This window comes from Psychromonas sp. MME2, from assembly GCF_040566515.1.
Taxonomy (GTDB): domain Bacteria; phylum Pseudomonadota; class Gammaproteobacteria; order Enterobacterales; family Psychromonadaceae; genus Psychromonas.
In genome coordinates this window covers 351,721-365,419 of the sequence record NZ_JBEWXI010000002.1, presented here as the reverse complement: position 1 = coordinate 365,419, position 13,699 = coordinate 351,721, and the positions used below count along the sequence as shown (strand labels likewise).

General features: G+C 38.5%; 11 protein-coding genes. 6 read left to right on the top strand and 5 right to left on the bottom strand.

The annotated features are described in order from the left end of the window. Positions 1 to 15: 15 nt before the first annotated feature. The 5 genes from glpX to AB1A03_RS02030 form a co-directional block, all read right to left on the bottom strand. Positions 16 to 1,026: a class II fructose-bisphosphatase gene (gene glpX / locus AB1A03_RS02050; RefSeq protein WP_354622918.1), complete on the bottom strand. Its 1,011-nt coding sequence runs from the start codon at positions 1,024 to 1,026 to the stop codon at positions 16 to 18. Positions 1,027 to 1,199: 173 nt separating this feature from the next. Beyond that, positions 1,200 to 2,417 (bottom strand): aspartate aminotransferase family protein, encoded by a 1,218-nt coding sequence (locus AB1A03_RS02045; protein WP_354622917.1) that lies wholly within the window; start codon positions 2,415 to 2,417, stop codon positions 1,200 to 1,202. A gap of 71 nt (positions 2,418 to 2,488) precedes the next feature. Next, positions 2,489 to 3,073 carry an anthranilate synthase component II gene (locus AB1A03_RS02040; RefSeq protein ID WP_354622916.1) on the bottom strand — a complete coding sequence of 195 codons (585 nt, stop codon included), beginning with the start codon at positions 3,071 to 3,073 and terminating at the stop codon, positions 2,489 to 2,491. A 122-nt stretch (positions 3,074 to 3,195) separates the two neighbouring features. Next, positions 3,196 to 4,092, bottom strand: a complete 897-nt coding sequence (locus AB1A03_RS02035; protein ID WP_354622915.1) for a LysR family transcriptional regulator — start codon at positions 4,090 to 4,092, stop codon at positions 3,196 to 3,198. A gap of 233 nt (positions 4,093 to 4,325) precedes the next feature. Continuing rightward, entirely contained in the window at positions 4,326 to 4,901 is a 576-nt protein-coding gene (locus AB1A03_RS02030; protein WP_354622913.1) for a TetR/AcrR family transcriptional regulator, read from the bottom strand. A gap of 148 nt (positions 4,902 to 5,049) precedes the next feature. Here AB1A03_RS02030 and AB1A03_RS02025 point away from each other — a divergent pair, with 148 nt between their 5' ends. From AB1A03_RS02025 to AB1A03_RS02000, 6 genes are all read left to right on the top strand, one after another. Continuing rightward, complete coding sequence (locus tag AB1A03_RS02025; RefSeq protein ID WP_354622912.1) at positions 5,050 to 5,694, top strand: peroxiredoxin-like family protein; 645 nt, start codon at positions 5,050 to 5,052, stop codon at positions 5,692 to 5,694. Between the two features lie 455 nt (positions 5,695 to 6,149). After that, entirely contained in the window at positions 6,150 to 6,614 is a 465-nt protein-coding gene (locus AB1A03_RS02020) for a nuclear transport factor 2 family protein (protein ID WP_354622910.1), read from the top strand. 54 nt (positions 6,615 to 6,668) lie between these two features. Beyond that, the gene (locus tag AB1A03_RS02015; RefSeq protein ID WP_354622909.1) at positions 6,669 to 7,313 is read left to right on the top strand and encodes a glutathione S-transferase family protein; all 645 of its coding nucleotides are present in this window, start codon (positions 6,669 to 6,671) and stop codon (positions 7,311 to 7,313) included. A gap of 38 nt (positions 7,314 to 7,351) precedes the next feature. Continuing rightward, positions 7,352 to 9,370: a 2Fe-2S iron-sulfur cluster-binding protein gene (locus AB1A03_RS02010; RefSeq protein ID WP_354622908.1), complete on the top strand. Its 2,019-nt coding sequence runs from the start codon at positions 7,352 to 7,354 to the stop codon at positions 9,368 to 9,370. A gap of 429 nt (positions 9,371 to 9,799) precedes the next feature. Continuing rightward, positions 9,800 to 10,699, top strand: a complete 900-nt coding sequence (locus AB1A03_RS02005) for a TIGR01777 family oxidoreductase (RefSeq protein WP_354622907.1) — start codon at positions 9,800 to 9,802, stop codon at positions 10,697 to 10,699. Positions 10,700 to 11,826: 1,127 nt separating this feature from the next. Next, positions 11,827 to 12,357, top strand: a complete 531-nt coding sequence (locus AB1A03_RS02000; protein WP_354622906.1) for an outer membrane beta-barrel protein — start codon at positions 11,827 to 11,829, stop codon at positions 12,355 to 12,357. The last annotated feature ends 1,342 nt before the right edge of the window (positions 12,358 to 13,699 follow it).

The following is a 13,699-nucleotide window of genomic DNA, read 5'->3' as shown; positions in this document are numbered from 1 at the left end:
TCATGTGCCATTAGCTTAAAGAATTATCTCTTTTAATTTAGGATCTTTACGGTCTAAATAATGGGTTGAGCGAATACGGCGAACGGTTCGAGATTTACCGCGAACTAATAGTGTCTCAGTCGTCGCTAAACGACCCATTTTTTCAACTCCCTCAACTAAATCGCCTTTAGTGATCCCCGTTGCCGAAAAGATAACATTATCATTTTTAACTAAATCTTCTAATTTCAATACCTTATTAACTTCAATACCCACTGCTTTGCAGCGCTCAACCTCTTCTTTACCAATACGAATATTTTCTTCTGTAGGCCCCTTAACCATCGGTCTTGGGATTAAACGCGCTTGCATATTACCATCTAAGGCACGCACTACCGCAGCAGAAATAACGCCTTCAGGAGCGCCACCAATACAATACAATACATCAACCTGATTATCTGGCATACAGGCTAAAACAGAGATAGCGACATCGCCATCGGGAATAGCAAATACGCGTACACCTAATCCTTGCATATCTTTAATAATACGATCATGGCGAGGTTTTGCTAAGGTAGCAACGGTTAACTCAGTTAGCGATTTACCCAAAGCAAATGCGATTGATTTTAAATTTTGCTCTAAAGATAACTCCAAGTTAATCGCTTCTTTTGCATTTGGCCCAACAATGAGTTTTTCCATATACATATCGGGAGCACGTAAAAAGCTACCCTTTTCACCAACAGCTAATACAGCTAAGGCATTCGATTGTCCCATCGCCGTCATACGAGTGCCTTCAATAGGATCTACTGCTATATCAACAGCATCCCCTTTACCCGTTCCAACATGTTCGCCAATATAAAGCATTGGCGCTTCATCTATCTCACCTTCACCAATAACGATTTCACCATCAATATCAATTTGATTGAATATTAAACGCATAGCTTCTACCGCTGCGCCATCTGCTGTATTTTTATCGCCTCTTCCTAACCATTTATAAGCCGCTAAGGCTGCTGCCTCTGTTACTCGAGAAAATTCAATTGCTAATTCGCGTCTCATTTTTGAGCTCCCAATTCATAATACTGTATTTAAGTCAGGCGCTAATGACCTGCACTTATTTATTATCACCACCAGTCTTTAATAAGAGTTATTTTAGCATTATTAAAGGGGTGAATTATTCTTTTCTTACTCTACCCTAAGAGTATAAAGCCTATGCTGTAACATTGCTTTTTTTATTTATTTACAACAACCGCTTTTACCGCTTGCTTGAATTTAAGCAGCGCTTCTTTAATTTCATCATTACTTATATTCAATGCAGGAGCAAAACGGATCACATTCGCACCCGCAATCAGCACCAACAACCCATTTTCGGCACTCACGGTTAAAAATTCCTTAGCACGCCCTTGATAGGATTCATTCAATACCGCACCTATTAATAATCCCGCACCACGAATTTCCTGAAAAACGGAAAATTCATCATTAATTTCAGCTAATAGTTGGCGTATTAACACCCCTTTCTCTTTTACGCCTTGTAACATTTGTGGCGTATTAATTAATTCAAAGGCTTTGTTTGCTACCGCACAGGCCAATGGGTTACCACCAAAGGTGGTGCCATGAGTACCCGGTGTTAAGCTCTGCGCATACTTCGTTAAGGTCAACATTGCAGAGATAGGAAAGCCTGAACCTAATGATTTTGCCGAGGTTAATATATCTGGCGTTACCCCCAAGCCCATATAGGCAAATAACTCACCCGTACGCCCCATCCCCGTCTGCACTTCATCAAAAATCATTAAGGCATGGTATTTATCGCATAAATCACGTACCCCTTGCGCAAATTTCTTGTCGATGGGTAAAACCCCACCTTCCCCTTGTAAGGGTTCTAAAATAACCGCACAGGTTTTATCTGAAATAGCCTTTTCTAAAGCTGCTAAATCATTATATTGTAAATGTGTTATATCAGCTGGTTTGGGGCCAAAACCGTCGGAATAACTGGCTTGTCCACCAACAGTGACGGTGAAAAAAGTTCGCCCATGAAAGCCTTGATAGAAAGCAATAATTTCTGTTTTATCCGCGCAATAGTTATCACAAGCAAAGCGACGTGCCAGTTTTAATGCAGCCTCATTCGCTTCTGCGCCTGAATTTGCGAAAAACACTTTTTCAGCAAAGGTATTTTCGACTAAATTTTGTGCCAATGATAATGCAGGTTCATTGGTATAAATATTACTCACATGCCATATTTTTTTCGCTTGTTCAGTTAATGCACTAACCAATTCAGGGTGAGCATGTCCGAGCGCATTTACCGCGATACCGCTGGTTAAATCTAAGTATTCTTTATCCTCTTGATCCCAAACTCGAGAGCCTTCACCTCGTACAGGGATCATATTCAAAGGCGCATAATTGGGCACCATTACTTGATCGAAAAGTGCACGAGTGGTTTCTGTGTTTGACATAATGGAGCCTTTTAACTGTATAGGGATGAAAGATAAATAATCAACTGTTTATAGGCGTATAATATACGCACTTATTTTTTGAAACCAATACCCTGTTTAATAAAATTATTCAGTAACTGTAAACCTTGTTCAGACATGATGCTTTCAGGGTGAAATTGCACCCCCTCAAGAGCTAAATATTTATGACGAATAGCCATTATTTCATTGCTACCAATAACATGCGCTGAAACATCAAAACAGCTTGGTAAGGTACTAGGTTCAACAATTAAACTATGATAACGCGTTATATTTAAGGGTGAACTTAATCCAGTAAAGACCCCCTTTCCATCGTGGTTAATTAATGAATTTTTACCATGCATAACCTTCTGCGCACGCACGACTTGCGCACCAAACACTTGAGCAATACTTTGATGCCCTAAACAGACGCCTAGTAAAGGAATTTTCCCAGCAAAACGTTCTATAACAGGCAAAGAAATACCCGCTTCATTAGGGGTGCAAGGGCCCGGGGAGATGACAATGTGGTCGGGGTTTAAATCGGCAATTTCTTGGATACTAATTTGATCATTTCTTTTAACAATAACTTCTTGTTGTAATTCACCAAAGTATTGCACCAAGTTATATGTAAATGAATCGTAATTATCAATCATAAGTAGCATACAGGCATTACCTCATTGTTTTAATTGTAAATTTTATCACAGTGATGGTTACCATACCCGCATTCTACAAATAAAATTTTTATATTCAGTATATGAAAGCGACCTATTTAAAGTGGGTAAGTTTAAAATATTAACGACTTTTTCAAACGCGCAGCAGCTAAATCAATGAAAGTTCTTATCTTTGCATTCGTTCGACGACCTTCTATGTGTAAAATGCTTACGGGAAGAGGCTCACCTTCATAGCTTGTTAGTACATCTTGTAAAGTGCCGTTTGCCAGCTCTTGTGCAACTTGATAAGACATTAACCGAGTTATACCATAACCATCTAACGCAGCCTTTAATGCAGCCGCATTTTGATTGCAAGATAGACGAGGCTCTAACTTAACCGTCTCGATCACACCTTGATGTTGAAATTTCCACTCTGGCCTGCTTTCATAAGTCTCTGGATAAATAATATCATGGTCAGCAAGATCACTTGGGTGCATGGGAACACCTTTATGTATAAAATATCTAGGCGATGCACAAACAACTCTCCTTACCTGCCCCACTTGTGTAGCATAAAGACTTGAATCTTTTAGATAACCAATGCGGATTGCAACATCCAACTCCTCTTCTAATAAACTGGTAACACGGTCAAAAAAAACGGCCTTTACTCGTACATCGGGGTAAGTATCCAAGTACTCTTGTATTATTGGCATTATATATTTTTGGCCAAACAACACCGGTGCAGTAACCGTTAATGTTCCCGCTGGTTTTGAGTAAACGCCAGATGCAGCACACTCTGCCTCATTAAGGGATTCTAATATATTTTCTGCATCATGTAAAAAACGCAGACCTGGCGCGGTTAACCTAACAAGTCTTGTGGTGCGATTCAGAAGCTTAACACGTAACCTATCTTCCAAGGCAGCTACCGCCCTTGTTACTGCGGGCGCAGACATATTTAAAGTTAATGCCGCCTCAGAAAAACTCTGGCATTTAGCGACTTCTATAAAGACCTTTATTGATTGTAATTTATCCATTTACTTCACAACCCTTATCCGTTTAAAAATATGAAATACTTAATAATCGCATTATGATGACCATACTAAAGGCCATAAAATACAACCTTATCCCCCACGCAACTTATAGGAAAACCTGTAATTATATTATCTATTTAGGCAGAGAAAAAATGGATAATAGCAAGGTATCAAGTGGAGTAACTATTTATGCTAATTAACAAATATTAATGGATAGATAATTATAGGAGTTGGTATTAATAGCATTGATATTCATTACCCAGCCAAGGTAATAATCCCAGCAATAACTCCTCACTATTTTCCAATTGATTTTTTTGATAGCCATCAACCCTTAATCCAAAGATTACGATCATCAATTGCTTGGCATACAGCTTACTTTGCGCTGAAGTGAAAAAATGCATCAGCTGACACTTATAATTTTCTTCTATGCGCGCTAACTCAGTTGATACATAAGCAGAAACTTTCGGATTGTGCGCTGATAATTCAAGTTGGCTTTTAATTAAAAAACATCCGCAATAGGAGTCAGAGTTAGCACTCGTTTGCAACCCCTTTAAAATTTTCAACACCCCCTCAAGTACATCACTACTTTCACTGATAACTTGGTTGATATTATCAATCGTCTTTTCGGTATATCGACTCAAAGCTCGCTTATACAGAGCCTCTTTATTTCCAAACTCACGATAAAGGCTCCCTGGACGCAGAGTCGTCGCTTTAACCAATTGAGGTATAGTCGTGCCATAAAAACCATATCGCCAAAAAGTAGCTAGAGCCTGTTCTAGTACAATATCTGCATCAAATTTTTTATTCGCCATTACGTTAAACCTCTGAGTAATTTAGTGCTATTTAATACTATTTTGAACAACTATTCAAAATTAACTATTGACTCATGCATTTCAAGCCATTAGTATTTTGAATGATCGTTCAAAAACATTAATAACTTGATACCACTAAGGAGTTACTATGAGCTTGGAAAAACAACTAAACGAAATACGCACAGCATATGCTAAAAATATTCCGACTGAAAAGCTGCATATTATGTTAGCAGAAACAGAAAAATTGAAGGCTTCATCAGTAGCACAATACGCCCCAAAAGTTGGCGATCAATTTCCTAACTTCACACTAACAGATCAACTCGGTAATGCGGTAAGTTTGTCTGATAAATTATCTCAAGGGGCTGTAGTGCTAACCTTTTATCGAGGTGGCTGGTGCCCCTACTGCAACTTAGAGCTACGAGCATACCAACAAATATTGGATGAAATAAAAGCACGAGGAGCCAATCTATTGGCCATTACCCCTGAACTACCCGATGCATCACTTACAACAATAGAAAAAAACTCACTGAAATTTTCCGTATTATCCGATCCTAAATCGGCTTTTGCTAAAACACTGGATTTGGTATTTACTTTACCTGAATCACTAAGACCAATTTACAAAAGTTTTGGTATTGATCTGGAAGCACACAACGGCAATGGTGTGTTTGAACTACCACTCGCGGCAACTTACGTTATCGAAAAAACGGGTAAAGTCGTATTTGCTGATATAAATGCAGACTACACCCATCGAGCAGAACCTTTAGCAGCAATTAGCGCATTAGATAACGCATAATATATACCCATGTTACCTCAAGATGCCCTCCTAACTTTGTATGTTGAAGTAACATGGACATAGTCTTTATCCTTTTTTAGGAAAATAGAATATTAAAAGCCATTGATTACAGTGACTAACTCTTCTAATAGCAAAATAAATGCAAGCTAATTGTTGCCTAATATACTCCTATCGCACCGCTAAGTAAGCCGCTACTGCGCATGAATCGAAAAACTATCGAACATAATTTTATTTTGTCCGTGCCCCTGAAAAGATATCGGAATATTTTGCTATCCCAAATAACACTCTTATTTTTATTCCATAAAATGAAATAGTGTTTTCCTATTTTATGTAATTATTTCTCTTTGATAACAAACTAAAATTCCTATGTAGAATTACGAAATAGTAAATATTTATATCTCGTATATCAATGACCATGCATTACCACCCAAACATTGAAAAAAGAGGAATACACAATGTCAAGACCACCAATTCCACCTTTTAACCTAGAAACTGCCACTCAGAAAATTCGATTAGCAGAAGATGGCTGGAATAGCCGTGATCCTAAAAAGGTCGCATTAGCCTATACCGAAGATTGTCTTTGGCGTAATCGCGCCGAATTTATTCAGGGACGTGAAGAAATAGAGGCTTTGCTAACCCGAAAATGGACTCGAGAACTTGATTACCGCTTAATAAAAGAACTTTGGGCATTTACTGAAAATCGTATTGCCGTGCGATTTGCTTATGAATTCCATGATGATTCCGGACAATGGTTTAGAGCGTATGGCAATGAAAACTGGGAATTTGCAGAGGATGGCTTAATGCACCGTCGCATCGCCAGCATTAATGAACACCCTATCGCAAACAGTGAACGCTTACTTCACTGGGAAACCGAACATCGACCTAATAACCACCAAAGCCTAAGCGACTTGGGATTATAACCACTGAACTTTAGAAAACATTATATTTTAATAACTTAGCGAGAGGTTAATATTATGAACATAAAATTCCCTACAAATAGTAGCCCAATAAAATTGTATCGTAACCCTATTTCCGGTCACTGTCACCGCGCAGAATTAATGCTAGCACTGTTGGATATTCCATACGAAACGATTGATCTAGATATGGCTAACGGTGCACACAAAACACCCGAGTATTTAAAAATAAGCCCTTTTGGACAAGTACCCGCTATTGATGACAACGGTGTCACACTATCTGATTCAAATGCAATAATGATTTACTTATATAAAAAATATAATGAGGGTTATGAATGGTATCCAGAAGAGCCGATTAAAGCAGCGGAAGTACAGCGCTGGTTGTCTGTAGCAGCCGGTGAAATAGCTTACGGGCCTTGTGCTGTTCGTTTAGTTAAAGTCTTCGCAGCGGATTTAGATTACAACAAAGCCAAAGAAATTACGGGGGGACTTTTTTCAGTAATTGAAGCTATATTGAAAACTCGCAATTATCTAGCTGGTGAAGCGATCACTTTGGCTGATGTTGCGTGTTACAGCTATATTTCACACGTCCCAGAGGGGGGCGTCTCACTGGCTCCCTACCATGCAATTCAAGCATGGCTTGAACGTGTTGAAGCGCATCCACGTTTTGTCGCCATGGCTCGCTCAGCGCTTCCAAAAGCATAAACTTACTCAAGATACCCGTATAAAAAATGGAGCCAACTATGCCTAGCACAAAAAAATCTCAGTTTCACGACGCTGAAATTGCAATCCAAGAGAAGCTGGGCATTGCCGAAATGGTTTCTCGATCTAGTGAGGGTTTTATACGTGCAGCTATGCCAGATCAACACAGAGAGTTTTTTACTAACTTACCGATGGTGATCATTGGACTCGTAGATCATGATGGTTATCCATGGGCTATGCCATTATTCGATAAACCTGGTTTTATCCAATCACCAGATAAAAAAACACTTAATATAGCAACACTCCCTGCGCTTACGGATCTTTTTAAACTTAATTTTACAAACAATCAGAAAATAGGCCTTGTGGGTATAGACTCGCATACTCGCCGCCGTAACCGCATGAATGGGGTAATTAAAAACATTAACCCAACGGGCTTTTCAATTGTAGTAGAACAAAGCTTTGGTAACTGCCCTCAATACATTCAAAAGCGAGAATTAAGTTGGACTAAAAGCCATTTACGGCATTTAAATATCTCTACCCTAACACTTGAAAAAACACTATCCCCCACTTCCCTTGCATTGCTTGAATCTGCCGATACGTTTTTTATTGCCTCGCGCACTCGTTTTTTTTCAACCGATAAAAGAGATGGCATCGACGCGTCCCATCGTGGGGGCAAACCTGGTTTTATAAAAGTAGAGGGCGACACACTATACTTTCCTGATTTTAGCGGGAATCGCTTCTTTAACACACTGGGTAATATAGAATCCGATGGCCGCGTTGGCCTATTTATTCCTAACTATTCAACTGGTGAAACTGTATTCCTTACCGGTGAAGCCACAATCATTTGGGATGAAAGTGCGGCAATCGAATTTGAAGGTGCTGAGCGGATTGTTTCAGTCAAAATTCGCAATAGTATTTACCTTGACAACTTTTTGCCAATACAGGGTGTGTTAAAAGAATTGTCTCCATCTTTATTTCACACCGGTATCTGGCAAGAAAACCGAGATGTATGCCTCGATCAAAAAGCATTTATAATTACGCAAAAAATAAAAGAAAGCCTCGACATAACCTCCTTTTACCTCACTCCCGTTGATAACTCTGTATTAAAAGCATATCAACCAGGTCAATTCTTACCCATTAGTATTAAACCAAATGACGCTAACGCCCCCATTTTTCGCAGTTATACTTTATCAAGAGCCCCAGCTAATGACACCTATAGAATTTCTGTTAAACGTGAATCAAACGGACTAGTTTCAAGGATATTGCACGATCAGCTCAATACGGGAGACATAATTTATGCTGGTCAACCTGCAGGGAAGTTTACCCTAAACGCCAATGATAATCCTATCGTCTTACTCTCAATGGGTGTCGGCATTACGCCAATGATAGCCATGCTACAAGGGCTCATTCGCGATATTAAAAATGGAGCTACACCACGCAGCGTCTGGTTTATACACGGCACTAAAAACCCTGAAACTCATGCTTTTACTAATGAATTAACAACACTCACTAAACAGCATCACTGGTTGCATATTCATAGCGTGTATTCTCAACCCAAAAGCACTGATGCAGCAGCTGGTAATGACTCGACTACTGGCCGAATAAACATCGAGCTACTAAAAAGAATTCTGCCATTTGACCTGTTTGATTTTTACCTATGTGGTTCAGAGTCATTTATGCGTTCTCTTTATACAGGCTTAAGGATCACAGGCGTCAATAAATCCAACATTTTTTATGAGTTTTTTGGAGAAGGCTCAATAGAAGAGAATAATACCCCCACTTTACCAATAGCAAAAAAGTCTGAAATTCACTTCTCTAGCAGCAATATAACCGCTATCTGGACACCCGAAGAAGGCTCACTTTTAGAATTTGCTGAAAAACAAGGGATAAAACCGATGTATAGTTGCCGAACCGGTAACTGCGGGGCTTGTCGTTGTCATATCGAAAAAGGTAAAGTGAGCTATACAAAAACACTCGGCTATATACCAGAAGAGGGGCAAGTTTTACTTTGCTGTGCTCGCCCAGCAGACACCCTCCCCTCAATAACACTAGATTTATAATACCAATTACCGCATAAATGACTCTCAACAGTGATCGTTATCATCCCTTGTATCGTTTACATATATATAAACTCATTAGTGATAATGAAAGCGTAAAAAATGTTAATGTTGCAAAATTCAAGTTTCACAGCATGCTGTGTAATACCAATCGAATTAAGTATGTGATCTAAATTTTGCGCAGAAATAATCGCTTAATTTGAGGCGTAAGTTGAGGTGTAAGTTAACGCAAATGGTTGTTCCCTTTGCGAAACTTACAACAAAAAAGTAAGTCATTTTAACCCGTAAAATAGATCAGCTATTTATTCTGATTGGTATAACTAATTTTATGGAGTTCAAGGCAAAGTGCTATGCTCTAATTTAGCTAGAACACAAAGGGATTGTTTTAACACCCGATGTCTACCTAAACTAATTTTTTTTTATAGGTGATATATGTCTACCAAGAAAATACTTATCGCTGGATCATCTGGTTTAATTGGTTCAGCCTTAGTCCCGTTTTTACAAGCGCAGGGGATTAACGTCGGACGTTTGATGCGACACGCTCAGAACAAACACCCATACTGGGATAGAGAAAGTGATACTTTTTGCTTAAATGAATTTAACCATCCCGATATCGTGATTAACTTAGCGGGTGAGAATATTGCCAATGGGCGTTGGTCAGAAAAAAGAAAACAACAACTATTAGATAGCAGAATTATAACCACCGAGAAACTTGTCAAACATTTCATGATTAGTTCACCTGCCCCTAAGTTATGGATTAATGCCTCTGCAATAGGCTTTTATGGCAACAGAGGAGAGCAAGAGCTAGATGAAGAGAGTCCAGTGGGTGGTGACTTTGTTAGCCAATTAGCACAACAATGGGAGGAAAGTAGCAATGCGATTAAGCGTGTCGGTACACGTCTCATTAATTTACGCACAGGTTTAGTGATAAGTAAAGATGGTGGGGCATTAGCGAAAATGCTGCCTGTATTTAAATTTGGATTAGGTGGGAAAATAGGCAATGGCCAACAAATAATGAGCTGGATTGATATTCATGACATGGTTAGGGCGATATCATTCACAATAGATAATGAATCACTAAACGGACCCGTTAATTTTGTTTCACCAAACCCGATTAGCAATAGTATATTTAGTCATCTGCTAGCAAAACAATTAAAACGTCCCAACTGTTTCCCACTACCTAGCTTTATGGTTCGATTACTGTTTGCAGAAATGGGCAAAGAATTACTACTTTCAAGCACCAATGTCGTACCTAAAAAATTAATCGAAGCTGGATTTAAGTTTAAATATGAAAAATTAGAAGAGAGTTTAAAAGCACAATTAGGCGGGTAAATTTTACAGATATATATGACAAAAGAGGTGGGCAGCCTAAGCTGCCCAATTTAGCCATTCTATCTATTCCGTGATAGACCGTGCTCCAAGCGACGCATCCATTGACTATTGCCCATCTAGGCATCCACTCCCCAATCCTTTGGGCTCATCCCTTTACATCCATTTAGATAAACAATCCTGTCTATCATTCATCTCCAATCCTAGGAGTTGTCCATTTTGTCATCCTGACTCAATAATAACTATCCCGTTATTATCGAACCTTCAATCCTTAGAAGGTGTTCCTTAACTACATCCTGTAGCCAATCCTTTAAATCTTCCTGATTAGATAAATAATCCTTATTTATCTTTAATAACATCCTGTTATTGTCCTTGCGGTAGTGATGAATTATTTACATCCTGTAAACCTTGTCTCTACTGCGGAAGGAATAATAAAGCTTTATTTAATAAAATAGGAAGAAACAAATAACAATAATCAACATGGAAATGAACACAAAAAACAAATTAACTTAAAATTCAAGGTTTTAACTGTTTTTTTGCTTTTTTTAATCTCATATACGACTGCAATTTGTGTAGATATCTGCAAACAACAATGGTCAATCTCTTACAAGGATAAACTAGTCAATATCGATTATATTTAACCTCAATCGTGATTATACCAATCCACATAAATATCTGATCAATATTGCTGATTAAAATAAACGATAATGTCGTTGTTTATATTCACAATAGTACGAAATTGTATTTTAACGACTTGCCTGTTCGCTTTAAAACTTATTTGAATCGTAAAAAATCGCGACTAAGCTATTAAAAGTGCCCTATTACAATTAATCACTAATTACTAATGAGACAAGCATTTATAGGAAAACAATTTTACAAAGTAATGGGCATGTTATACCAATCGGATTAAGTATGTGATCTAAATTTTGCGCAGGAAAAATGGCTTAATTTGAGGCGTAAGTTGACGCAAATGGTTGTTCCCTTTGCGAAACTTACAACAAAAAAGTAAGTTATTTTAACCAGTAAAATATATCAGCTATTTATTCCGATTGGTATTGCAACTGGCCAGGTAAGGACAAATGTACTTGGGGATAAAATTTATGCTTTCTATACACCATAAGGAAAAGGTAATGAAACAATCGAAACTTATAAGCGCAATATTGTTGACTTTGGGCATAACGGGTAATGCCCTCGCAGAGAATGGCTTCTATGCAGGTGCGAGCATCGGGCAATCTACCATCGATGCGTGCAGCGGTCTCACCAGTTGCGATGACGAGGACATCGGCTGGAAGATCTTCGGCGGTTGGGGGGTGAATTCGTACCTCGCCTTTGAGGCCTCCAGGGTGGATTTTGGTGAGATCGATGGTTACATAGACGGTTCGAAAGTCAGCGCCGAAATAGACGGGTGGACAGTCGCAGCGAAGGGCACGCTGCCGCTCAGCGAGCAGTTTGCCCTGTTCGGCAAGTTCGGCATGATCATGTGGGATGCAGATGGAGGCGATGCTGCTTCTGGTATTGACGACGATGGCAGCGACCTTTTGTATGGCCTCGGCGCTGAATACATGTTCACTGACCAGTTCAGTATTGTCGGTGAGTGGGAGTGGTATGATATCGATGAAGACGTTGATCTGTTTTCCGTCGGTGTATTGTACAGGTTTTAATCACATCTACTCGGGATAAAAATTGAATTTATCACCCTCTTTGTGATCAGATCTTTCAACCAAGAGGGTGTTCCTGACTAGATAAATAAACCTTTATTTATCCTTAATAACATCCTGTGATTATTATTGCTGTAGCGATGAATTGTTTACATCCTGTAAGCCTAATCTTTGCTGCAAAATGAATATTAAAGGTTTCTCGCGCCCAATTAACAATGTAAACAAATAATAATATACTTCAAAAAAAGTTTATTATTCAATAACTTAATTTTATGGTATCAAATACATAGATTAAAATAGTATGGATATCTGTAAATAGCAATAATCGATCTCTTACAAGGATAACTAGCTGTGATTGGTGGAAGTCAATTAATGGGAATAAAATAGAGAAAATGCAGAGTTATAAAAAGAGGAAGGGCAGCCTAAGCTGCCCTAATTTAATCTTGCCATCAAATCCTTGATAGTAAGTGCTCCTTGCAGAACATCCATTTAATTGCGCCAAACTAGGCATCCCTCTCCCAATCCTAGGAGACATCCTTTTTTGTCATCCTGACTCAACAATAACAATCCCGTTATTATCGACCTTCAATCCAAGAAGGGGGTCCCTAACTACATCCTGTAGCTGATCCTTTGTCTATTCCTGACCAGACAAACAATCCTGTTTGTCATCTATCTCCAATCCTAGGAGCTATCCTTTTTTGTCATCCTGACTCAATAATAACAATCCCGTTATTATCGACCTTCAATCCTTAGAAGGTGTTCCCTAACTACATCCTGTAGCAGCTCCATTGCGTCTTCCTGACCAGACAAACAATCCTGTTTGTCTTCTATACTCCAATCCTAGGAGGTATCCTTTTTTGTCATCCTGACTCAATAACAACAATCCCGTTATTATTGACCTTCAATCCTTAGAAGGTGTTCCCTAACTACATCCTGTAGCTGATCCATTACGTCTTCCTGACTAGACAAATAATCCCTATTTATCATGAATAACATCCCGTTATTATCCTTGCTGTAGAGATGAATTATTTACATCCTGTAAACCTTATCTCTGCTGCGGGATAAATAATACGTTATTATGCAAGGGTATCTGCAATGAAAATAAGATTATTTCTATTAAAAGAATAAATAAAAACAAAAAACATTAAAAATCAATATGTTATTTTTATTCTCGTGTTTTTATTAGCATTTAAACCTCTTTTATTCTTACTATATCTGCAAATAGCAATGGTCAATCTCTTACACGAATAAAGGGGATTAAAAAATGGCACAGAGAAAATTAGAAATGCAAAGGTCTATTCGCTTCACGAAATTTATAACGAATAAATAATTGATTTTAAAAAGC